Source organism: Leuconostoc holzapfelii (genome assembly GCF_012396485.1).
Lineage (GTDB): Bacteria > Bacillota > Bacilli > Lactobacillales > Lactobacillaceae > Leuconostoc > Leuconostoc holzapfelii.
Genome location: NZ_JAAXPO010000012.1, coordinates 1 through 24,460 on the forward strand (window position 1 = coordinate 1; position 24,460 = coordinate 24,460).

21 protein-coding genes and 4 pseudogenes are annotated in these 24,460 nt (G+C 35.7%); 15 read left to right on the plus strand and 10 right to left on the minus strand.

The window, feature by feature from the left end; genetic code table 11:
• The first annotated feature begins 521 nt into the window (after positions 1-521).
• The 11 genes and pseudogenes from HF966_RS08290 (at position 522) to HF966_RS08340 (ending at position 9,935) form a co-directional block, all read left to right on the plus strand.
• Positions 522-2,150: a replication initiation factor domain-containing protein gene (locus tag HF966_RS08290; protein WP_168677867.1), complete on the plus strand. Its 1,629-nt coding sequence runs from the start codon at positions 522-524 to the stop codon at positions 2,148-2,150.
• A 2-nt stretch (positions 2,151-2,152) separates the two neighbouring features.
• Positions 2,153-2,338 carry a hypothetical protein gene (locus HF966_RS08295; RefSeq protein WP_048702248.1) on the plus strand — a complete coding sequence of 62 codons (186 nt, stop codon included), beginning with the start codon at positions 2,153-2,155 and terminating at the stop codon, positions 2,336-2,338.
• A 70-nt stretch (positions 2,339-2,408) separates the two neighbouring features.
• Complete coding sequence (locus tag HF966_RS08300; protein WP_246586732.1) at positions 2,409-2,885, plus strand: phytoene desaturase family protein; 477 nt, start codon at positions 2,409-2,411, stop codon at positions 2,883-2,885.
• Entirely contained in the window at positions 2,873-3,892 is a 1,020-nt protein-coding gene (locus HF966_RS08305; protein WP_246586730.1) for a phytoene desaturase family protein, read from the plus strand. The genes HF966_RS08300 and HF966_RS08305 overlap by 13 nt, the downstream gene beginning before the upstream one ends.
• Positions 3,893-4,771 carry a phytoene/squalene synthase family protein gene (locus tag HF966_RS08310; protein ID WP_168677869.1) on the plus strand — a complete coding sequence of 293 codons (879 nt, stop codon included), beginning with the start codon at positions 3,893-3,895 and terminating at the stop codon, positions 4,769-4,771.
• Positions 4,772-4,810: 39 nt separating this feature from the next.
• On the plus strand, positions 4,811-5,857 hold the full coding sequence (locus tag HF966_RS08315) for an FtsX-like permease family protein (protein ID WP_095652680.1): 1,047 nt from the start codon (positions 4,811-4,813) through the stop codon (positions 5,855-5,857).
• Between the two features lie 4 nt (positions 5,858-5,861).
• Entirely contained in the window at positions 5,862-6,536 is a 675-nt protein-coding gene (locus HF966_RS08320; protein ID WP_029510451.1) for an ABC transporter ATP-binding protein, read from the plus strand.
• 207 nt (positions 6,537-6,743) lie between these two features.
• Positions 6,744-6,920: pseudogene (locus tag HF966_RS08325) on the plus strand (IS30 family transposase); the annotation flags it as partial.
• Positions 6,921-7,039: 119 nt separating this feature from the next.
• Positions 7,040-8,467, plus strand: a complete 1,428-nt coding sequence (locus HF966_RS08330) for a cryptochrome/photolyase family protein (protein WP_077282826.1) — start codon at positions 7,040-7,042, stop codon at positions 8,465-8,467.
• A gap of 154 nt (positions 8,468-8,621) precedes the next feature.
• Positions 8,622-9,320 (plus strand): thiaminase II/PqqC family protein, encoded by a 699-nt coding sequence (locus HF966_RS08335; RefSeq protein WP_168677871.1) that lies wholly within the window; start codon positions 8,622-8,624, stop codon positions 9,318-9,320.
• 120 nt (positions 9,321-9,440) lie between these two features.
• Positions 9,441-9,935 (plus strand): NUDIX domain-containing protein, encoded by a 495-nt coding sequence (locus HF966_RS08340; protein ID WP_029510447.1) that lies wholly within the window; start codon positions 9,441-9,443, stop codon positions 9,933-9,935.
• 162 nt (positions 9,936-10,097) lie between these two features.
• Here the strand turns inward: HF966_RS08340 and HF966_RS08345 are convergent, their stop codons facing one another.
• Positions 10,098-11,060 (minus strand): D-2-hydroxyacid dehydrogenase, encoded by a 963-nt coding sequence (locus tag HF966_RS08345; RefSeq protein ID WP_168677873.1) that lies wholly within the window; start codon positions 11,058-11,060, stop codon positions 10,098-10,100.
• 202 nt (positions 11,061-11,262) lie between these two features.
• On the opposite strand from HF966_RS08345, the gene HF966_RS08350 reads away from it, so the two are divergent.
• The 3 genes from HF966_RS08350 to HF966_RS08360 all read left to right on the plus strand — a co-directional run bounded on the left by HF966_RS08350 (position 11,263) and on the right by HF966_RS08360 (position 14,620).
• Complete coding sequence (locus HF966_RS08350; protein ID WP_168677874.1) at positions 11,263-11,670, plus strand: hypothetical protein; 408 nt, start codon at positions 11,263-11,265, stop codon at positions 11,668-11,670.
• 48 nt (positions 11,671-11,718) lie between these two features.
• Positions 11,719-13,251 (plus strand): ClC family H(+)/Cl(-) exchange transporter, encoded by a 1,533-nt coding sequence (locus HF966_RS08355; protein WP_168677876.1) that lies wholly within the window; start codon positions 11,719-11,721, stop codon positions 13,249-13,251.
• Between the two features lie 190 nt (positions 13,252-13,441).
• Positions 13,442-14,620: an IS30 family transposase gene (locus HF966_RS08360; protein WP_168677878.1), complete on the plus strand. Its 1,179-nt coding sequence runs from the start codon at positions 13,442-13,444 to the stop codon at positions 14,618-14,620.
• A gap of 726 nt (positions 14,621-15,346) precedes the next feature.
• Here HF966_RS08360 and HF966_RS08365 read toward each other — a convergent pair.
• From HF966_RS08365 to HF966_RS08900, 7 genes and pseudogenes are all read right to left on the minus strand, one after another.
• Positions 15,347-15,424, minus strand: coding sequence for a putative holin-like toxin (locus tag HF966_RS08365; RefSeq protein WP_425593538.1), 78 nt, complete (start codon positions 15,422-15,424; stop codon positions 15,347-15,349).
• Between the two features lie 649 nt (positions 15,425-16,073).
• Complete coding sequence (locus tag HF966_RS08370; RefSeq protein WP_168677880.1) at positions 16,074-17,936, minus strand: C39 family peptidase; 1,863 nt, start codon at positions 17,934-17,936, stop codon at positions 16,074-16,076.
• 143 nt (positions 17,937-18,079) lie between these two features.
• Positions 18,080-18,898, minus strand: a pseudogene (locus HF966_RS08375) (IS30 family transposase); the annotation flags it as partial.
• Between the two features lie 219 nt (positions 18,899-19,117).
• The gene (locus tag HF966_RS08380) at positions 19,118-19,522 is read right to left on the minus strand and encodes a cytidine deaminase (protein WP_168677882.1); all 405 of its coding nucleotides are present in this window, start codon (positions 19,520-19,522) and stop codon (positions 19,118-19,120) included.
• Positions 19,523-19,562: 40 nt separating this feature from the next.
• Positions 19,563-21,149: a ribosomal protection-like ABC-F family protein gene (abc-f, locus tag HF966_RS08385; protein ID WP_168677884.1), complete on the minus strand. Its 1,587-nt coding sequence runs from the start codon at positions 21,147-21,149 to the stop codon at positions 19,563-19,565.
• A 252-nt stretch (positions 21,150-21,401) separates the two neighbouring features.
• Complete coding sequence (locus HF966_RS08390) at positions 21,402-21,716, minus strand: IS3 family transposase (RefSeq protein WP_168677886.1); 315 nt, start codon at positions 21,714-21,716, stop codon at positions 21,402-21,404.
• Positions 21,717-21,813: 97 nt separating this feature from the next.
• Complete coding sequence (locus HF966_RS08900) at positions 21,814-21,960, minus strand: hypothetical protein (RefSeq protein ID WP_246586728.1); 147 nt, start codon at positions 21,958-21,960, stop codon at positions 21,814-21,816.
• Between the two features lie 340 nt (positions 21,961-22,300).
• Here HF966_RS08900 and HF966_RS08400 point away from each other — a divergent pair.
• Positions 22,301-22,725, plus strand: a pseudogene (locus HF966_RS08400) (IS30 family transposase); the annotation flags it as partial.
• Between the two features lie 154 nt (positions 22,726-22,879).
• Here the strand turns inward: HF966_RS08400 and HF966_RS08405 are convergent.
• Together HF966_RS08405 and HF966_RS08410 are read right to left on the minus strand one after the other, a co-directional pair.
• Entirely contained in the window at positions 22,880-24,067 is a 1,188-nt protein-coding gene (locus HF966_RS08405) for an MrcB family domain-containing protein (protein ID WP_168677888.1), read from the minus strand.
• A gap of 282 nt (positions 24,068-24,349) precedes the next feature.
• A pseudogene (locus HF966_RS08410) lies at positions 24,350-24,460 on the minus strand (IS30 family transposase); the annotation flags it as partial.

Here is a 24,460-nt window from a genome sequence, read left to right on the forward strand (position 1 = left end):
ACGTTCGTGAGCTGATAAACTAGAAGACATAAGCTGCAGATCCTTTATGGTTGATTTTAGTCAATTACCATTAAAGTCTCTGCAGTTTTTTTATGCAAGGTGTTCGGTTTAATTTTACAATCTGCCAACTATTGTTAAAGCTCTAGTCTTTTACAGCAAATGTCCTGTGAGAGACCAGGGCTTTATGTACATAGTGACTTTATTATTGGCGTGGCTCGTAGCGACCAGCGAAGAGACAGTGCCACGCCTTGCCCCAACGCGAAGCGTTAAGGGGGCAAGGTGCGTGGTCGCGGTTAAGCACACACGACCAGTGTGTGTCAGCGACTGGCACATGCGCCAAAAATAAAGTCACCAAAAAGGCTTTAACCCCCAGTTACTAACAGGGGGGTTAAACCGGTAAAAACGCTGAAAGCGTCAACCCAATATGGGGAACAAACGCCGATATGAAGCCATTTAGAAAAAAAAACAAAAATTGCGGGTTGAAACCACCAAAACCGCAATTTTGAGAAAGGAAAGCCGATATGATAACGATTAACAATGAGTTAAAAGCTTATACGCCTATGTTTCTAGGCACAACACAACATAGTTTACGATTATCGTTGGAAATACTTATCATGGTCGGTATGAAATTGAATGATGAAATTGTTGAGACTTATAACGTGATCGTATCAGCTATTGAGCTAGGACATTTACCTAATATCGGTAGTGAAATTGCAATTGATGAAATTACTGGTAGTGAGTTGTCGGGTTTCAAAGCAAACATTAGACAGTCTGATGCAAAAATACAAAACACTGTTTCTACTGAACTAGAAAACTTAATTGATTTAAAAAACGTTGGTCGATACCAACTATTGAAAGGACAAAAAGATGTGACACAAGAATTAAATGTACCTGCATTAACAAACAATAATTTGATATTGATGCGACAACTACTTGAAGTAACACAATCAGAGCTAGCCAAAAAGATTGGTGTGAGTGAAAGAACGGTTTGGGGTATAGAAAATGGTACTCAAAAAATATCAGATAAGTTTGTTGATAAATTGTTGGTTGCTTATCCAGAATTAGCAGAAAGTATTGAGGTTCAATTTGATTGGGTTTCGTTGACATTCCCTGATTTAACTTCAAAGCAAGTAATTGCTGATGTGTTGCTATTGCAGGAAAATCTGTTTTTAGAACGTCCTACGTCTCAAAACTTTTATACTCGTGAAATGGCATTTGCTGGCGAAAAGAATATTTACATACAAGACTTTGCACCAGTGCAAAACCCAGAAACACAAGCAGTGGATCAAAAATTTGGGACAACGCTTTATTTAACTGGTAAAGGCACACGACTGTTTGAAAAAGCTTTGTTAGAGCAGAGTATGAATTGGCATGACCTTTTTGCAAAGGCAAGATTATATCGGGGGCATCTAACACGATTAGATATTGCAATAAATGATAAATGGGGTCTGCTGAACATGAATGACCTTGTTAAAGCTGTACAGGAAAAGCGTTTTTGGAGTAAATCAAAGTCTTATGCGGTTCATGGCAACGTTGATGACGGCTGGACAGTTGATTTTGGTCAGTCACCATTTGTTATCCGTGCTTATGACAAACATAAAGAACAAGCGAATAAAGGCTATGACACTGATGTTAAAACTCGTGTCGAATTAGAATTGCATCAGGACAAAGCAGAGTATGTCCTTGATGAGTGGCTTAACAATGATAAAAAATTGGTGGATATAACTTTTGATATTTTGTACAGCTACCTTTGGTTTACTAATGGCAAAATTGAAGACCACCAATTGAAATCAGATACAGTGCGTGATGAAATTGAAGCAACAGTTGAGCCAATGCCTGCGTGGTCGTTACTAACTGCTTTAGGTAAAAAAATGAAGTTTGTTAGAGAACCAAAAAAGCAAAGTGTTGAGCGTATTGAAAAATGGGTTTTGCAATCGGTTGTGCCTAGTCTAGCCGTATTAAAGAAAACAGGCCACTGGCATGAAATCATTGAAGCAATCAATACAGCGGAATTGTCGGCTGAACAAGAAAAACTGGTTATGGCAACTAATAAGAATGCGATTACACGAGCAAGCAAGCAGTTAAATATCAATTTTGAAAAGCCGACTAAAAAATACAACGAAGATGACAAACGAGGAAAGGGGGCATGACAATGTATAAAGCAGTTGGTTGGTATTCACAAAATGAGTATATGGCTGGTAATAATCTTGCTGATGTGATGCGTAAATTACAAAAGGAGTACCCAGCACCCAGACGTACTTCTAGGAGTTCGTCCACGCTACATATCTACTCAGAACCGTTAAAAATTATTAGTGTAGCGAGTGAAATTGTAAATTAAATCATATACAATAGGATTAACGGCGACAAAATATAACCAATACTCTACAATAGATAGAGGAGAATAAAAAATGAAAACAATCTCAATAATTGGAGCAGGTGTTGGTGGTCTAACTTCTGCAATTTACTTACAGAACCATGGGTATCAGGTCACTATTTATGAAAAAAACAGTCGACCTGGTGGGAAAATGGACATTATAGAAGAATCCGGCTTTAAATTTGACACCGGTCCAACAATCGTTATGATGCCCGACATTTATAAAAAGCCGTTTATAGATAGCGGAGTTGATTACAAAAATTATTTTAAAATGAAACGTATTAATCCCTTCATGGATGTTGTAACACACAACAAAAAAATTGCATTATCTTCTGATCTCGTGGATTTAGCAAAAGAATTTGAATCTTATGATGAGTCAGAGATGCTTGGATTTTTAAAATATTTAACAGATATATATAGTAAATATATAAATGCCAAAAATAATTTTATTTATAAAAGTTTTAGAGGTCCCAGTGACTTTTATAATATCAAAACACTTTGGAACGCTTAAAATTAAAAACATTTTCGTCCTCGTTTGAAGCTATTCAAAAAAATATCAAAAATACAGATCTGCAATACTTAATGTCATTTCAAACGCTATATATTGGTATTTCACCATTTAGTGGTCCTTCTATATATAATATTATTCCAATGATTGAACTAATCTATGGCGTTTGGTTTATAAAAGGTGGCATGTTTCAATATGCAAAAGCATTAGAAAAACGCTTTATAGAGTTAGGTGGAAAAATAGTTTACAATTCAACAGTAGAAAAGATCATTGTTGAAAATAATAAACATGTCAGTGGCTTGCTCATCAATAACACCTTAAAAAATTGTGATGCCGTAGTTGCGAACGCTGATTTTCCTTACACAATGACACATTTGTTGGATATGGACGATAACAAGAAAGGAAAATATCAAAAGAAAAATATTGAAAAAATGGATTATTCCATGTCATGCTTCTTATTGTACCTAGGCTTAGATAACAATTATGATCAACTGAATCTTCATACAATAAAAATGGCTAATAATTTTGAAACTAACGTTTACGACATTGATAACGGTATTTTACCTGATGATCCATCATTTTATATTTACAATCCTAGTGCAATTGATAATAGTTTTGCACCAAGTGGACAATCTGCTTTATACGTCTTAGTGCCAGTCTCTAATTTAAAGGAAAATAGCAGCTGGTCGGAAAATGATATTGATAAATTTACACATAAAATAATTCATAAAGTAGAAACGGAACTTAATTTAGATAATTTAAATGAACATATCGTTTTTAAAAAGGTTCATACGCCTAAGACATTTGAGACACATTATAACAGTTTCTACGGTGCAACTTTCGGACTAAAACCAACTTTAAAACAAAGTAATTATTTCCGCCCGCATAATAAGCATGCTAAAATAGATAACCTCTATTTTGCAGGTGCCAGTGTGCATCCTGGTGCTGGAGTACCTATCGTTATTACTAGTGGAGAATTGACCGCGAAAGAAGTAATGAGGGACTTTTAAATGGTAACTATTCCAAAAATACCAAATAGAGTTCTTGAAATTTTTTCTAGTAGTAAAGCAGCAATTAAACAAAATTCATCATCATTTTATTTTGCCTTTTCAAAATTAGACAAAGATCAAGCTTATAGCATCTTTGTCATCTATGATTATTTACGTCAAATTGATGATGCTGCTGACAACCATGACAGAATAACATTTAATAAATTAATTTTTTGGTGGGAGACGGCTTGTAATACCAATAATATTGTAATTAACAAAACATCAAACATTGCTGATAGAGTAGCCTATATTTTTAATCATTTTTCTATAGATACCAAGCTGATGACTGACATGATTCAAGGACAACTTCGTGATCTCAATAATATTGAAATTAACACACTATCAGAATTAGAAACTTACTGTTATCAAGTAGCAGGAACCGTGGGGTGCATGATTTTTTGTATACTCTCTAGAAACTCTATTGAAAACAATCGCAAGGCAGTAATAAACTTGGGAATAGCTCTTCAGTTAACCAATATTTTAAGAGATGTACATGAAGATGCTATGGCGGATAGATATTTCATTCCCAAGCAACTGCTATTAAAATATGATATCCAAAAACAAGTTTTGTTAGAAAGTAAACCTGATATTCAAACACAATCTTTGTTGCAATATTTAGCAAGATTAGCACTTTCTAAGTACGCCGAAACTGATGTGATTACTGATCAGATTTTAGATAGAAAAGGCAAAGTAGCATTAGAACTATCCATTAATGTCTACAAAAAGATCCTAACAAAATTAATGAAAAATAACTTCGTTGATTTATCAAAAAGAGTATATGTGACACCCCAAGAAAAATTACTATTACTATTAAAAACCTTTTCAAAACACATTAAGTGACATATTAATAATAAATAGAATTAATAACAGGAGATTATTATGTTTTTAGCTATTAAAGAGATGCTACATGAAAAATTGCGTTATAGCCTAATAGTGGTACTTATATTTTTAGTAAGTTATCTTTTGATTATTCTTACTGGTTTAGCCACTGGTTTAGCTAACCTAAACAAAGCGGCAATTAACGAGTGGAATGCTTCAAGTATTGTCTTAAATAGTGATTCTGAAGGACGTTTACAACAATCTTTTCTTTCACAGGATGAGGTTGCTAGTTTACCCAATAATGGAACCAGAATTTCACAGTATAGTACACTTGTAAAATCAGAAAATGGATTAAAAGAGAATGCTCAATTAGTAGCTCTTGATTCCAAATCGTTCATATTTAAAAATTTGAAAATAACAAGTGGTAGTAAAAATATCCGAAACAATGCCGGCGTCGTATCGGATAAATTCAAAAGTGATGGATTCAAAATCGGTGACTATTTGTTAGTTGCTAATTCATCATTGAGGATTAAAATTACAGGTTTTACACCCAGGGCAACTTTAAGTGCTCTTCCCGTGGTTTATATTTCACCAGACACTATTCAATCACTGAATAAAGGTGTAACAAATGCTGTGGTATTCAAGAATACGTTAAATAATTCAAAAATACCAAAAGGGACTGATCAGTTGAGCATTGACTCATTTATTAATAAATTACCTGGATATAGTGCACAACAACTCACATTCAACTTCATGATTGGTTTTTTGTATATTATTATTCTAATTGTTATTTCAATTTTCTTGTATATTCTGACCGTTCAAAAATTACCCAACTTAGGTGTCTTGAAGGCGCAAGGAGTCTCAACGCAGTATCTTGTTTTGAGTACGTTATTTCAATCATTTATTATGTCAGTTATTGGCGTTATTATAGCCATTATATTAGCTGAAATAACAGCTATTACGTTACCCAGCGAGGTACCCATTGTCATTGATAAAAGTAATATTATTGTAACTGGAATCGGTATTATTGTTATGTCCTTGTTGGGTGCATTGATACCAATTCGCCAAATTGCCAAAGTTGATCCTTACAAAATTATTGGAGGTTAATTTCATGTCAAATCTAATTTTCGACTCAGTCACAAAAATTTTTGGTGAAGGGAGTAGTAAGTACGTAGCACTAGAAAATATTAATTTCGAAGCAGAAAGCGGTCAGCTTATTTTAGTTGTAGGGCCATCAGGATCAGGAAAAACTACATTTTTGACTATAGCAGGCGGACTACAGACACCAACTAATGGTGATGTAAAAATAAATGACAGTACAATTAACAGTTTGTCCAAAAAACAACAAACAAAATTAAGATTGGAAAAAATAGGATTTGTTTTACAATCTTATAACTTAGTCCCATTTTTAACGGTCGAAGAACAGTTTAAATTCGTAGATAAACTAAAAAAACAAAATTTGACTGAACCAAAAATGCATGAGCTTCTTTCTGATTTAGGACTTTTAGAACTGCTAAAAAAATATCCTAATCAACTTTCTGGTGGACAAAAGCAGCGTGTGGCAATTGCTAGAGCATTATACACTGATCCTGACTATATTTTAGCAGATGAACCCACAGCCGCATTAGATACAGATAGATCCATGAAAGTAATCGAGTTACTCAGAGATTTAGCGCACAAAAGAAATAAAATTATTATTGTAGTTACTCATGACTTAAGGTTAAAAGATATGGCAGACAAAGTTTATCAGATAATTGACGGTAAAATGACGATCCTGGAGAAGTAATTTAATTTATGACTAATAATCAGCAAAAATATAATTATGGCTAAGGAATATTTTATTAACTAAATGTTGAGATAGCACAAGGAAATATTTATGCTATCTTTTTTATTTATTAGGAAAAGAGAAAAAATTATGCCAACGAAAATATGGTTAAAACCAGAACAATTAGATTTGTATATTAAACATTTAGAACGATTTAGAGACTTATATAGTAATGGGATATTAAATCGATACGTCCGTCGTTTTATACCGAAAGAACGCAAAATTGAAACAGTTAGCGCCAAAGAATTAGATCAAATTAATCATTGGATCAATGCGAGACCAATGAAAACACTCAACTGGCAATCACCACGAAAGGTTTTTCAGCAGTTTGCAGTGTTCGGTTAATTCTTGCAATCTACCATATTCAAAATTAGTAGGTGACTTCCGTAATTATTGGTTTTTGAGCTCAAGAAAGATATACAAACGACAATTGTCAAAATAATATAAGTTAGGGGATAATTTTTGTGACTAAGACAAGCGTGATGTGGTTTAGAAGAGATTTAAGATTAGCAGATAATACGGCATTAACGGCTGCAGTCGCTAATAGTGATCATCTTGCTTTAGTGTTTATTATTGACCCAAACCAAATCGTAGCGAATGGCAGTGTCAATCAAAGTGCTTTTTTTGCCAGTGTTTCTCATTTTAAATCAGTTTTAAAAGCCAAAAAAATCAGCTTGCATATTTTCTCAGGAAATGTCACAACTGTGTTTACAGCATTAAAAAAAGAGCTGCCGGAGTGGCAAGATTTGTATTTTAATTTTGATGAACGGGGTTATGGTAGAAAACGAGATCAAGCAATTGCAACATATTGTCGTGATGAGTTGCAGGTAACGCCGCATCCTTTTTTAGATTTCACATTGCACAGCGCGTTTGATATTAAAAAGCAAGATGGTACTGGGTATAAAGTATTCACACCTTACTTTAAGCAATGGATACAACGACCTAAAAAATCAGCAAATTATGATCTAAAGCATTCGGAAGTTGTCAAGAAACAACGGGAACTGTCGTGTAATGAGGCAACAGCTGAGCTTAAAAAGCTAATCCGTCCATGTGACAGTTATGCTTACGAAAACCAAATTGGAGAAGTACTTGCTAAACAAGTATTGATCGACTTTGTATCACATAAGCTTGCTGACTACGATAAAAATCGTGATATACCAAGTCTCGATGCTACCAGCCATTTATCGCGATATTTAAGGACCGGTGAAATTTCAATTCGGACAGTTTTTGATGCTGTCAGTCAGGAACCGGAAAGTGACGGTCGTACGACCTTCATCAAAGAGCTGTGTTGGCGTGATTATTACAATATGATTTATGCCATGTATCCAGATCAGCAAGAAAAAGCAATCAAAACATCATTTCAAAATGTTGTTTGGCAAAATAATGAGGATCATTTTAAAGCATGGCGGACAGGGCGCACTGGTTTTCCAATTGTCGATGCTGCCATGCGTCAACTCAATGAAACGGGTTGGATGCACAACCGCTTGAGAATGGTTGTTGCTTCTTTTTTAACCAAAGATCTATTAATTGATTGGCGGTGGGGTGAGAAGTATTTTCGAGAAAAATTAGTTGATTATGATCCAGCAAGTAATATTGGTGGTTGGCAGTGGGCTGCGTCGACAGGTACAGATAGTGTGCCGTATTTTAGAGTATTTAATCCGACAATACAGTCAGAAAAATTTGATCCTAATGGCACGTTTATCAAGCAATATGTTCCGGAATTGAAATCTATCAAGGGTAAAAAAATACATCAGCCTAATCAGTTAACTGATGCGGAACAAAAAGCTTATGGTGTGAAATTAAATGATGATTACCCTCAGCCAATTGTGGATCATAAAGCTGCGCGATTAAGAGCGATCGCGATGTATGGGCAAAGTAAAGATAATTTTTAAAAGGGTTTTGTGAAAAGAATCCAATAACAGGAAGATATTATATTAGCCACATCAATATCATGATGTTGTGTTTTACGATGCTTTTTGGCGACCCCAGCTCAATTTCAGTGAGCTGGGGTTTTTAGATATTTTATAAAAAAGAATGGAGAATATCATGAAATTTAGCGAATTAGCACACGAAAAGTCAGCTTCCCTTTGGCTGTCAAGCGAGAATCATCCTTTTATTAAGGGCATTGAAGATGGGACGTTGCCTTTGTCTGCCTTTAAGGCATATCTGATACAGGATAATTACTATGTCAAAAATTATTTAGCAATTTACGATAAAATTTTGGCGACAAGTCAAGATTCACAAGTTATTGGTGCTTTAAAATCAGGTATTCAGGCAATTACAGCTTATGATGTTGACCAGCAAAATGGGATATATCAAGGTCTTAATATGACTGAAGACGAGATTCAACAGGCTGAAATTTTACTAACAACTTATCAGTATACTTGCCACATGCACCATGCCTTTGATAGTTATGGGGAAGTGCATGCATTAGCAGCGTTACTACCATGCCCATGGTTATATCTAGAGATTTTCCAAGAAATGTTAGCAAGAAAAGATTACTTAAAAGGCACACAACAAATTTATATTGATTTTGTTAATTCGTACGCTGATGAGACATTTCAAGCTTACGGTCATGAGATGATTCAATTATTAGATGAATTAGTGACTAAACATCAAGATGAACTTGATATGGATTTGTTGTTGCAACAATTTATGTATAGTAGTGCAGAAGAATTACGTTTCTGGCAAATGACATTATTGCCAGAAAAATGGGACAGCTACACTACTGCGCAATCCAAATAAATTGAAATTTGCCCAGGTTTTTTTGTGATCCCCGAATATCATTATTTTCATAATTAATATGTCGTAGTGCTATAATGAAAAGTGATTTGTTGCACAAAATTTTGATTAAGGGGTTACATCATGAATAAGAATTATATTGCGCGAATGCGGGAGAAAGTTGGTCATGAGGGCATGATTTTTGTTTCTGCGTTTGGAGTTTTATGGAATGACGCTCACGATGCTATTTTGTTGGAAAAACGTTGGGATTCAGATGCTGGCTGGGGATTTCCTGGTGGATATCTTGAATATGGCGATTCTCCAATGCAAGCGGTTGTACGGGAATTTAAAGAAGAAACGAATATTGACGTTAGCGTAACCAGAGTCTTGGGTATCGCCACAAATGTGACGGACAAAAATTCTTGGGGTGATGCACAAGAGACTATTGGTATTGGTTTTGAAGTTGAACAGGTTGGTGGATTTTTGCAAAAAGATGGCACAGAGACATTGGATTTGCAATTTGTACCCATTCATCCGGAACCAAAAATGTTTGTGCCTCAAGCGCAACAAACTCTGCATCGGATTATCACTGAAAATGAAGTTAGTGATCGACCATGGTTACGCGAAAATGGTGATTAATCTGTTTATTTGATATATTTGTGCATGGTCGTTCGATTTTTACAGACCTACTATCTAAAAAGTAAAAAACTGAGACAGGTAGTCCACGACTAAAAAATGCTATGTAATCGAATAAATACCATAGCATTTTTATATTATTCAAAATTGACTATATTTTGTTCATTAATTTACGCTGTTAACTATGCTGCCCGACAGATATGTCTGTAAATTAGCTATTGTAATGGATAACAGTCTTTCGCGTGTTTCAAACGGCGCCCAGGCAATGTGAGGGGTTATATAGCAGTTTTTAGCTTTAAGTAAGGGATTATTTTTTTGAATTGGTTCTTTGGTGACGACGTTAGTTGCCAAAGCGTATAGTTGATCTTGATTCAGGGCATCTGCCACATCGCTTTCATTAAATAGTTTTCCTCTTGAAGTATTCAGGAGAATAGCAGTAGACTTCATTTTAGCCAGTGTTGTCTTATTAATTAAGTTGATTGTTTGAGGAGTTTGAATAACATGTAGACTAATAACGTCCGACGTTTTCAATAATTCATCTAACGAAACTTGTTTGAGCCAATTTTCTTTTATTTTTTTAGGACGATGATTATAGAACACTACATTCATTTCAAATGCATGAGCTAATTTTGCTACTTTTTGAGCTATATGACCGTAGCCAATAAGTCCTAATGTTTTATCTTTTAATTCGTATAAAGGCTTGTCCCAAAAAGTGAAATCGGGTCCTTGTGACCAACGATCTTGATGAACTAATTGGTTATGTAGTCCAACTTGTCCAGTCACTTCAAGTAAGAGAGAAAAAGTGAATTGAGCCACCGCATCACTAGCATAGGTAGGAACGTTAGTTACCTCAATATTGTGCTTACTAGCACTTTCTAGGTCAATAACATCATAACCTGTACCCATAATTCCAATATACTTCAGGTTTTTAGATTGGGAAATGACATAGTCATTTATAGGAGTTTTGTGAGTGATAACAATTTCTGCACCATCAATTCGGTTTATTATTTCTTTTTCATTAGCTGTATTGGTACGGTCATAAAAAGTACAGTCGCCAACAGAACTTAACTTATCCCAATCTAAATCGTCATTTAATTCATAGCCATCTAAAAGAATAATTTTTGCCATATTCATGCTACCTCTTTTTCGATAATCATATCATGAAACTATTTAAACAATCGATAATTTACATAAACGCACGAAAAAAATTAAGAAATCATCTGAAAAATATAAATAAAAGTTGAAAATTAAACTATTAGTCACAAAAAAGTTAGTTCTTAATGAGTACTACTTTTTTTATTTTCATTAAAAAACGAAAGGAATAAACAAGATGCCTACAAAAATATGGTTAAAACCAGAACAATTAGAACTGTATATTAAGCAGTTAGAGCGGTTTAGAGACTTATACAGTAAACTAGACCAGACTTTAGAAAGTGATAGACAAGGATTTCAATTCAAAGCTGGTGCGCCCAACTTCCAAACAACGTTGAGCGTATCAATGCAATTACAAGCTAAAATTAGACAAGCACAATCTCAAGCATATGGAGATGTGCTTTTTTTTAACAAAGAATTAGCATCTAGGGTGCAAGAATTGGTTTCCAAATCAATTGAGTTAACCTTTGCTTATCGTGATTTGGATTTGCTTATTAAGGGAACTGATCGCAATACTGAAAGTGGGTTGAACAGGATTGAAGAACAGTTGTATCAAGCAAAAAGGCAGCTTGCCGAAAAATATTAATAATTTTTATGCTTGGAATCGGACCAGTTTTTGTTGTACACTGATTTTATGTTTAAAAAAAGAATTAGACTCAATACATCAAAGCTGTCAGTAGTATTATATGGTGCACTTGTAGGTTTTTTAACAGGAATAGTTGTTAGCGTTTTTCGATGGACAATTGAAAAATTGCTTCAATTCGTGCAAGCGTTGTATGTAGATATCTCACATGGCAATATAACGCTAATATTTTTTTTGATGATAGCCAATTTTATAGGCTTTTTAATTGTTGCATGGCTGTTAAACAAAGAACCTAATATATCCGGTTCCGGCATCCCGCAGGTTGAAGGTCTATTATTAGGTGAACTAAAAATAAACTGGTGGTCGACATTGTGGCGAAAATTTATATCAGGAATTGTGGCTATTGGTAGTGGTTTGATGCTGGGGCGGGAAGGTCCCTCAATTCAACTGGGTGCATCAATTGGTCAGGGTGTAGCATCATATAGACGTCTTAGTCATAATCAATCGAAAGGGCTTATAGCCAGTGGTGCCGCTGCTGGTTTATCAGCTGCATTCAATGCGCCTTTAGCCGGCGTTATGTTTGTATTGGAAGAAGTCTATCATAGTATTTCTCCCTTTGTCTGGGTTAGTGCATTGACAGGCGCAAGCGTTTCGGATTTTGTCTCTACGGTTTTGTTTGGCCAAACACCAGTTTTATCTGTTGGTCACTTAAGCGTTTTCCCGGTACAGTTATATGGCTTATTGTTGGTATTTGGTATTATATTAGGTTTTTTTGGCTTTTTATATCAAAAAGTTTTACTATTCAGCTTAAATTGTTACAGTAAAATTAAGGTCCCTAAATATTTATACGGTATGGTGCCGTTTACTTTGGTGATACCAATTGGAATCTTATGGCCAAATCTTTTAGGTGGGGGCAATAATTTAATTTTGTCGCTGAAAGAAACACCTATGACAATGAAAATGATCATCGTAATTTTGTTAGTTCGATTTGTTTTCTCAATGATTAGTTACGGTTCCGGTCTGCCAGGAGGCATCTTTTTACCTATTTTGACTTTAGGTGCACTAAGTGGTTCATTAATGGCTCATATATTTGTCTATTTACATCTCATGAGTGCAAATTATGCTTTAAACTTTATTGTGATCGGTATGGCCGGTTATTTCGCATGTATTGGTAAAGCACCATTTACTGCAATTATTCTTATTTTTGAGATGGTGGGGAGTGTGACCCACATTTTACCTTTAGCACTTGTAAGTTTAGTAGCTTACTTAGTAATTGATCTATTAAATGGTGCACCAATATATGAATCTTTACTAGAACGTTTGTTAAAAAGAAAATCAGTGTATCTAACGATGTCTTCCATAACAACAACGGAAGTGCCAGTTCTTGCTGGTGGTATCTTAGAAGATCAACAAATAAGAGATTTGCAACTGGGTTCAAATAGTTTGATTACACTGGTCAAGAGATCTGAACATGTACTGATTCCAAAGGGTGATTTAGTATTACGAGCTGGTGATATTATTTATATTAGAGCGAGTCAAAATGACACACGACTGATAAGAAATCAAATAAGCGTCAAGAATTGAAAAACGACTCTGAAAAATTTTCCAGAGTTGTTTTTATTTAACTTCAAAAAAAATCTTCATTATGCTTAATACTTTAATATATTGTGTTTTAAAAAATAAAATAATAAGCAACATTGTGAAATGGTAAACTTGTTATAAGGGGTAAATACCTAAGACTAAAATAATCATAATTAAGGAGAAAATATGTTTTATGAGTGATGAAACAACACAAAAACGCAAACGACAACCACGGTTGAATGAGAACCAACGTCACATGCTTGAATATTTGTGGAATATTGAGAAAATGACACAAGCAGATATAGCCAGACGTTTAGGCTATACACCGTCATCAATACTACGTGAATTACACCGTGGCAATACGCTTGATTTCTCAAATTTAGATAGACGAACACTGTTGAATATGGACATACACGCACGTATCAAGTATTCGGCACAGCGTGGACAATATATTGCTTTGAAAAAGCGCAGTAAAATGGGTACTGGTCTCAAACTGACGCCAGAATTAAAAGAAATCATTGAAACCTGGGTCAATGTTGAGCATTGGACGCCAGAGCAAATTGCTGGTAACGTGCAAGATGTTGATGTGTCGGCATCAGTGATCAGATTATGGTCTAGGCAAGGACTTATCAACATTCGCAAACAGAAATATCATCGACAAAATGGTACACCCAAAGAACGATCTGTGGCACAAACTAAACGTGACAAAGAACGTGAAATTGCACGTTTGCGTGAGCAACTAAAAAATGACGGAGAATTAGTCCGCCATTCAATATTTGATCGTTCACAAGTTGTGGAAAGTCGTAAACAGTTTGGTCATTGGGAAATTGATTTAGTGTTGCCAGCTAAAATGAATAATCAGCGTTATCAAGATACCACAGCCATTATGACACTGACTGAACGCAAAACTCGGTTTACTGCCTTAATAATAGTCCGCAGTAAGAAGTCTAGTGATATGATTGATGCCTTTAAGCTGTTTTATGAACGCTATGGTAAAGCCGTGCGCACAATCACAGCTGATAACGGTTCTGAATTTATCTCGTGGGACTTTTTAGAATACGTGCAGAAACAGCTCAAAATCAAGCTATACTATGCGACACCGTCATCACCACAGCAACGTGGATCCAATGAAAATCGAAATCGTAAGCTACGTGATTGGTATCCTAAAGGCACTTCTTTTAAAGACGTGAAGCAACGACAATTAGATGAAGTGGCTTCAAAAATGAATGCGATGCCACTTAGACAAGCTCTGAATGGAAAACGACCAATGGTAGTCTTTGCACAAGAATATAAAGCGATGCAACGTTATCGTAGAGCTTATGAAAAGCGTAAACAGCGAATGCTCGAAGAACGCCAAAATGATGAAAAATAAAGAATAAAAATTTGTAATAAAGATAATAGACTTTAGACACGGGTTGTGTCTTTTTTTATTGTGATTAAAATAAAACTATTTGAAAACGGTTTTATTGGTTGAAACATTTGATATAATAGTGAGTAATTAGATTGCTAAAAGCCTTTGTATAGACATTCCAAAAGCGTGGACGCTCCGTTTACTTTTAAACACAATCATGTTATTCTTGAGGAAGTTGTGCCTTACTTAAAAAATAATCATCGTTTATTTTACACAGAAGTTACTGGTAGATTACCAAAACATTAAACATGTGGTGTTTGGGTTGACATTCGCCATACCAATCTAAGTTGACATAATATATATTATCGAAAGTTAAATGCAATGAATTTTGGCTTTCATTTTTCATTTTTTCATCTAGAATTTCTTGTATAAGATCTAGGTATTAGCGATAGAAAGCACAAAGAGATTATCAAACTCTACGTAATGCTAAAAAAACAAGTAGATTTGGCTTATCAACATTATAGTAGTGTTCAGAAATTCTTTTTATAACTCATTATACGAACAAGTGTTCATCTGAATTTGAGCAATACAGCAAAAGCTCACATTTATGAAAATTTTGAACTGTGTGCTATAATTAAGGCATAGAAAAAGAGCCGTAGCGTGAACTACGACTCCTAGCAAACCCGTTTCGACGGTAGCTAATGTTAATAATCATTAAATGATCATCAGCCGGCTAAAGCAAGATGGTCATTTTTTTGTGTTGTTTTTGATCAACACAAAAACTAAAGTAATTAACGATAGGATCAACATCCCAAAGCTAATCATCAGCTGTAATGCATCCGATACGGACACAAGGCCTCTCCTTTCCTAGAATCTGGGTTTACAGTTTTAACACCATAAGCACCACCTCCATTCAGGATAGCCACCATCTTAACTTGTTTGCTTTTAACAGTATATCATAATGGCAAAAATGAATTGGTCTAAAATGAGTTGGTTTGTGAAATGATCATGAATGTCGACTTTGTGAACACTAAAAATAGGCTCAAAATAAGTTTGTGAATTTTCTTTTTTCACAAACAAAAAACAGGCCTTGAAAAGCCTGCGATAGCGTTACTTATGATAGTGGTGCTTACTACCAGTAACATGTATGTAAAACTAATGATGATTATTTTTCAATCAAGGCACAACTTCTTTTAGAATATCATGATTTGGTTTAAAAGAAACTGAGTTTCCACGCTTTTAGAACGCCTATACAAAGGCTTTTAGCAATCTAATTACTCACTATTATATCAAATATTTCAACCAATTAGAGCGCTTTCAAATAGTTATATTTTAAGCACAATAAAAAAAGACACATTACGCGTCTCTTGTTTATTATTTATATTAGTGTTCAAAATAGCTTATTTTCACCATCTTGACATTCATCAAGCATTCTTTGCTTACGTTTGCGTGTTTAACTTCATATTGCGTTCGTTTACATAATAGCAAATACTGGTCGCCCTGCGTTCCAGTCGCCAGGATCTCGACTAAGCGTATTCGAAAGATAATTCACATCGTACCAACCGTTAAAATAGTATCTATTATAAGGGTCATAGACTTGTGTTGCCCCGTTGCTATAACCATAAGTCGCAATGGCGTGTCCGATATTATTGGCAACATTGACATAAAATATCACTGGAACGCCTTGTTGCAGTAACTGTGCTGTTCGAGCCACTGTATTAATCTGCTCAACTTGGCGGCCATAATAATGAACGGTATTAATTAAATCAATCCCTGTAGCACCATAAGATGATGTGCTAATAGTGTTCATCACATTTCGAACATCATCAGGGCTTACAGTGATGCCGTATGAACCATTTAAGACCATGGCAATGCTGGTTGGAACACAACCCGCTGGTCCCATTGTATAGTCGTTAAATCTATGGTTTGCCCAACGGCCGTCTAATTGGGAGAAATACACGGGTTGATTAGCATGCTTCGTATTGACTTGATAATTTGAGCTATCTAAGTATGCAAGACCAGTTTGAGGTGCCGCGTCACCCTTCCTAACCAAATTAAGCTGGATAGCCTCGATCCGTTTGGCCAAACCAGTTGAACCAGCAATCCCATTGTCCGCCGTCCAAGCTAACCAACCAATATCTTGAATGTGAACACGATAAAAAATGTCATAATAATTGGCCAAGTCATCAGTTAAGTTAACTTTTATGGCTTCCATTTGGCGTGATTGTCCCACTGTACCAGCCAGTTGGCCATCTGATACGGCATTTTGCCAACCAGTATTAGCAAGATGTACCTGATAGACAATATCACCTGTTAAACCATGATTGTCATTGTAAATCTTAATTGCTTCAACACGTCTACTTTGTCCTGTGGTGCCGCCAATAGCATTATTAGCTACTGTATTTTGCCACCCATAATCTTGACCTTGAACTTGAAAACTCATGTCAGCGGCACTAACACTTGCACGTTGTGTACTTTGTGTGAATGCTTGTTGTTTCAGGTTCAACATAAACTGAATAGCTTCAACGCGCAAAGCTAAACCAGTAGACCCGGCAACACCACCATTAGATGTCCAATCTAACCAACCAAAATTTTGAATATGAACGCGATAGTAAATATCATATTGATTAGCTAAATCACCCGTTAAATGAACTTTGATTGCTTCAATCTGTCGTGATTGACCAACCGTGCCAGATAATTCGCCATTTTTGACTTCATTCTGCCAACCAGTACCAGCTAAATGTGTCTGATAAATAACGTCACCTTGATAAGTGCTGGCGGCATTATTGACTGTGATCTTAACGGCTTCTAAACGTTCAGACTGGCCAACTGTACCCGCTGTTTGGTTTTGTTGTACAGGGTTTTGCCACCCATAATTTTGTCCCTGACCCTGCAAAGTAATATCAGGTGCTGGGACTTTTTTTGGTGTATCAGACACAGTTTGTGATGATGTGGTTGGTGTTGGTGTTGGAATAGTGCCACTATTGCTTGTCGTGTCGTTTATTGTAGCTGACGTATTTTGTGTACTAACCGTCCCATTGGCATTGGTCGTACTTGCGGACACACCAGCATGACTAGTGATTGTGTCATTGGTAGTGTTTTGTGCCACAGGTGCAGCTATAATGTTTGTTGTTGGTGTGGCAGCGTTAGAGACAGGCTGACTATCCACTTGCGTATTTGTATTAGCAGATTGTGTTTGCACTGTTTGAGTTGCATCACTTGATGTCACTGTATCAGCATTTGCTTGTGATATGCCTGTCAAAACAACCAAACCAGCAACAAAGAGACCAGTCACTAATATTTTGCCTGATTTATATAATTTGTATTTTTTTATCATCTTGCCCCCTAAAAGCCCTAAGAATAATAGTATTACAGTACCATTATATCCGTTTTTAAATTATATGCACATTTTTACTTTCCAACAAGCTAGTTCACCGGGCACGGCTCTTGTTTATTATTTATATTAGTATTCAAAATAGCTTATTTTTCACCATCTTGACGTTCTTCAAGCATTCTTTGCTTACGCTTCTCATAAGCGCGACGGTAGCGTTGCATTGTTTTATATTCTTGTTCAAAGACTACCATCGGACGTTTACCGTCTAATGCTTGCCGAAGTGGCATCACATTCATTTTTGAAGCCACTTCATCTAATTGTCGTTGCTTAACATCTTTAAAGGACGTGCCTTTAGGATACCAATCACGGAGCGTCCGATTGCGGTTTTCATTGGAACCACGTTGTTGTGGTGATGACGGTGTGGCATAGCATAGCTTAATTTTAAGCTCTTTTTGAACATACTCTAAAAAGTCCCATGAGATAAATTCAGAACCATTATCCGCTGTGATGGTGCGAACTGCTTTACCAAAACGCTCATAAAATAATTTAAACGCATCAATCATATCACGAGACTTTTTACTACGAACTAACACTAAAGCTGTAAACCGCGTTTTGCGTTCAGTAAATGTCATGATAGCCGTAGTATCTTGATATCGTTGATTATTCATTTTGGCCGGTAAAACTAAATCAATTTCCCAATGACCAAACTGCTTACGATTTTCAACCACTTGCGAACGATCATATATAGAATGACGGACTAATTCGCCATCTTGTTTTAGTTGCTCACGTAAACGGGCAATTTCACGTTCTTTAGCACGTCTTGTTTGAGCTACTGCACGCTCTTTAGGTGTACCATTTTGTCTATGATACTTTTGTTTGCGAATATCTATTAAACCCTTTCTAGCCCTTAATCGAATGACTGATGCGGACACATCAACATCTTGCACATTACCCGCAATCTGTTTATTTATTCTCCCACACCATAAAGTGCCATTTTTTATTATTAATAAGTTTGCTAGTTAAAAAACTGTTCTGAGTAATCTCCACACGAAAACCATTTCTTTGATAGAGATTGATTGCATTCATGTTGTTGGATCCGACATATAATGTTAGTACCTCTGTACGCACACTATTCTGACATTGCTCCACTTTAAAATATTCATTTTTCATATATTCCAATGTGTTTATTGATAAACCTCACTCCAATGAAAAGGTTGTAAATCAGCAAGAGGGATATAGTGAATCTCACCATTTGGTAAAGTGTCAATGCCACATTGCGTTGTCTTTCCCCACAGATCCAATCTTTCTTGACAAATACCACAAGGGGTAAGAACTGTTAAACTATCATGTTCATTTTCCCTAACCAAACATAGGGTATGTGTAACTTGCTGCCTTAAAGTAGCAGCTTGAATATAGCTACCTAGCTCCATACACACACTTGATGCTGCGTTTGGAAATTCTGGCGAAATACTAGTTAGAATATCGCCATTTTCTAACAACACCCCACCAGCTCCACCCCAACCAGCGGGATAGTGATCATCTATTGTTTTTTTCACAGCATCAAACAACTTATCTGTTTTTGTTTGCATCGTAATTTAGCCTCCTGAGTGTATCTTTGTTCCATTTTCCTTATAATTTGTATATTGTTTTAACAAGTTGATGATTTTTCAACACATAATGAAGGTCGAAGTGATTTTTGACAAAGTACCTGTCATGGGAGACAGCAATTACTGTTCCTTCATAATCATCTAAAGTAGCCTCTAGCATTTCAATAGACCCAATATCCAAATCATTCGTTGGTTCATCTAAAACAAGCACATTTGGATGTTGACCTATAATTTGTGCCCAGCGTAGCCTCTTACGTTCTCCACCTGATAATGTTTTTACTTTTTTAAAAACATCTGTTTTATAAAATAAAAACTTTGAAAGTTGATACCTGGCATCTGCTTCACTCATTGGCACTTGTTTGATATATGATTCAATAATTGTTTCTTCTGATCCTAACTCCGATTCAAATTGTGAAAAATATCCAATTGAAAGATTTGGGCCTATATTAACAACCCCACTGTCAGGTTGTTGAAGCCCAAGTACTATTTTCAATAGTGTACTTTTACCGACACCATTATCACCTAAAATTGCGACGCGATTACCTCGTGTTACTGTTAAATCAATATCTTTTAAAAGTGGTTGGGCATCCAAGTTGTATGAAACCCCTTTAATATCAAAAACAATTTTACTAGAATGATCATCTGCTGATAAATTCATTGTCATATTTTTTTCCGTTAAGTTTGGCCGTTGGATAATTTCAAGTTTATCTAAAGACTTTTGCATGCTTCGAGCTCTAGAAGCAAATTTCTCATTATTATAAATATGCGCCCATTCTTTTAATTGATGGATACTCTGCTTCATTTTTTTGATACGATCTTGCTGGTCACTATACTTTTGAAATGCTTTTTCAACCCTTACTTGTTTTTCTGTGACATAAAAAGAATAGTTACCGTCATACATTGACGATGTTCCGTTTTCAATTTCAATAACTCGCTTCACGATTTGGTCAATAAAATGACGATCATGAGATACTACGATGACGGCCCCTTTATAATGTCTGATGTAGTCAATTAGCCAATCAGTTGTTTTTAAGTCCAAATGATTCGTGGGTTCATCTAAGATTAATAAGTCGGATGATTTTACGAGTGATAGTGCTAGTTTTGACTTAGTTCTCTGCCCACCGCTTAAAGTTTGCCATTCTTGTGATAACAAATCACCTATATCCAATCCGTTAGCGATGGACGCTATTTTCGATGTCATTTCATAACCACCGGATACTTGAAAGTCATCTAACAAATTGCCGTAGCGCTCATAATCTTTTTCAGAAAGTATTTCGCCTGTCGACATTCTTTTTTCGAGTTGCGCAATTGCTTTTTCCATCCTAACCAATGATGGAAATCCCTTTTTCAATAGATCGTGCACTGTTTGATGTTCCGTGATATTGAGCCGCTGACCAACATAAGCAATTTTCGTATCTTTTTGAAATGCAATTGTACCTGATTTTGGTTGGTTTTCTTGCGCAATAATTTTTAAAAGTGTTGATTTACCACTGCCGTTGCGACCGACAATGGCAACTTTATCTTGTTCTGAAAGAGTAAAAGTAATATCGCGTAAAATATCGTTTCCAGCAAATCCCTGCGATATTTGATTTAAATCTAATATATTCATGAGTTATCCTTTAACCACAAAAAAACTGCCCCAAAATGAGGCAGCCATTAATTCATGGTTCTCTTAATTTAGGTTAGTAAACACGTTCAATTTTACGAAGATGGACAGACTCCACCCCTTGGCGTGCCAATACGTACAAAATTGAGTGTACGCGACTAACCCATTGTGATTTAACGTGTGTCATGAATATACCTTTCGATTTCTAATTAAAAACAATAATACCATATTAATAATATATATTCTAGATAACTCCTACAAAAAAATAAAAAATGATTGATTAGTCTTGAAACGGCGATGAAGCTTGTTCGTCACACGTTTCCCTTCAGGTCCCTTGGATAAATCAAACTGACGTGATTGCTTATGGTAGCCAACACCCTTTAGCCCCATTTCATGCACCAGCCGTTGCACTTTCTTGTGATTTACTGCTTTAAACGCTGGTTGTTGACGTAACTTTAAATACACGCTTCGTACACCATAGTGCTTATCAGCTTCCCAGATTGCCCTAATAGCCGCACGAAATGGTGCATCAGAGTCATCATTTTTAAACTGTCGTTTCCAGTAATGCACTGTACTTTTTGCGATTGGCAGAAACTTTAGGATAGCCACCAACTTAACAATTTAAATTGCGTCTCGATCCGGCAAGCCACTTCTGCGAGTTGTCGGTTCATTGCTGAATCGAGGCTAATAGTTTTAACGCTTCATTTTCAATCTTTAATCGCAGGTTTTCGTCTTCTAATTGGGCAATACCTGTATAGCCGAACTTAGCAGCCACTTGACTGTGAGAAGCGTTATTTTGAATGGCCCATGCCATGACGCCACTCTAATCCTAAATTCAGGTGTGATTGCTGGCGGATTAAATAATATATCTGGTCCAAAATTTTTGTATGCTGCAATAAACATATGAAAGACACCTTTATCAATGCCATATCGAGCAGTAATGCCACGTATGGTATATTTTCCAGACAGATAATCTTGCATTGCCTGAAGTTTAATTTGTTTTGAAATTTTAGTCATAAATAAAACCCCGAAAGTTACTTTAACTTTCGGGGTACACCACAGATTGTAAAATTAACCGAATACCTTGCATAAAAAAGCTCATCATTTAGCCCAGTGTAGTCAGCACAAGCACGGTCGCCATCCGACCCTAACACCTGAAAGAACGATTGAGCCGACAACATATCGTGAGACATGTCAGTGGCCGCAATAGTCAGGCAGTGACACCGGCTATTATTAGGTTTTTCAAGGGAATCAAAATGCTAAATCAATTACAGTTGATCACGGTAGAGTGTTTGTAAAATATGATGAATTTGAGGAAGTGCTAGGCATACCGATGTATTTTGCGCACCCGTACTCACCAGAAGAACGTGGCAGTAATGAAGTACTGAATCGATATGTTCGGCGTTTTATACCCAAGGAACGAAAAATAGAAACAATCAGTCAGAAAGAATTAGATCAAATCAATCATTGGGTTAATGCCAGACCATTGAAAACACTCAACTGGCAATCTCCACGAAAAGTCTTTCAGCAACATGTGGTGCTCGGATGGTTCTTGCAATCTGCCATTTTAAAGATATAAATTTGCCTTTTTAAGCGATCAACTCATTAATGGTCGTGATAAATATTTTCAGTACGAAAAAGCCATTTCCATAAACAGTTTACCTGACTGTTCGTGAAACTGGCTTTTTTCGAACCCTTAGCATTCTTTAAGTTATAAGCAAGCTGAAAAGATACTAATCGTACCTATTATTAAAATTATTAACAGTTGCTAAAAAGCTAACTGGTTTCAGTTCGACATTTTCCATATCGTGACCCGTTAGTTTAAAGAACTCAATATCATTTGCTTCATTCAAATCAGTGAAATTATACACTCTATATATCACGTAATTATCTGGATGTTTTTTTGCAAAGTTCACCTCATTATCGCTCATATAAAATGGCGCACTTTTGCCTTGTGAAGTGGTTTTTACCTCAATATAAATCTCCTGACCTTCAGTATTGAAAGAAAGAATATCAAATCCCAATCCATCTCCTCTAGTTTGGGAAACGTGTTTAATTTTTTCAGATAAACTCGGATATTCCTTTAATTTTCTCTGTTCATAGTTTAATACAATTTTTTCGCCTAAAAATCCAATCATAGAGTTTTGTTTTTGTAAAGTAACGTAATCAATCTTGCGGCCTTTTTTATCAGTCTCTTTCAATGATGATTCTTCAATGAGCGTGACATCCGGTAATTTTTTTGCAATTTTCTTGATACTATTATTAGATAATCTTGGATTCAAATTCAAATCTTGTGTAAGTATAAAATCTATATTTTGCTTAAAATCATTTTCATTAATAAGATCAGACTTAATTTCATTCAAGCAAAATAACATGTCTTTTAAATCAGTCAAGAGTTGGTCGTCTTTAGGCAGATTATCACGTTCATATTTGATACTAAATATATTTCCCAATTCATAACCAGTTACGAGATTGTTTTTTCTCGGCAATGCGCTAGTTAAATCAATTGGGTCAATCGTCATGCGGTCAGTTCTGTTAGCAAGCGTATTTTGCCAATATGAAGCAACTTTCTTAATTGTTTTTTCTGCATTATTACCATAGTTTTCATTAAAGAATGTCCACCCCTGGTTGAGCGACAAATAAACTCGACTCATGTCTGGCGAGAATAGGTAAACAATATCGAATCCTTTTGCAGCTGAAGTTGATATTTCAGCATCAAATATAGCGATCCACGGAGCAGTTGCCCATTTTCCCCTTCCGGCTGATCCTTTAGTTATGATATTTCCAGTAATTAAATCATTGCTAACTGCAGTTCTTAGTCCACTCCTCAGAAGTTTAGCAATCCTGTTATCCTTGAATTCATTATTCGTTTCTTCTACATAGTTATATAGAACGGTCTCTAATATTTTACGTATTGACATCAATCTTCTCCAAATCATACCTTATGGATTATTGTAGAACATTATCCGTTCTAGTAACAGGTACACGTTGGAAAGAATATCACACAATCGTATCCTAATTGCTATCTATGTTGCTTCCCCCCGTTCGTATTCAAGATTTTCCGACGGAATGACTGCCAGAATTAATGTTAATTCCGATGGCTTCAACTGATTACGGACTACAACTACACAGGAAATAATGCTGTTGTAGTCCTTGATAATGTAAGTCATCATCCAAAATAAAAATATGGCAGATTGCAAGAATCATCCGAACACCGCATGTTTCTGAAAGACTTTTCGTGGTGATTGCCAGTTGAGCGTTTTCATTGGCCTGGCATTAATCCAATGATTAATTTGATCTAATTCTTTCTGACT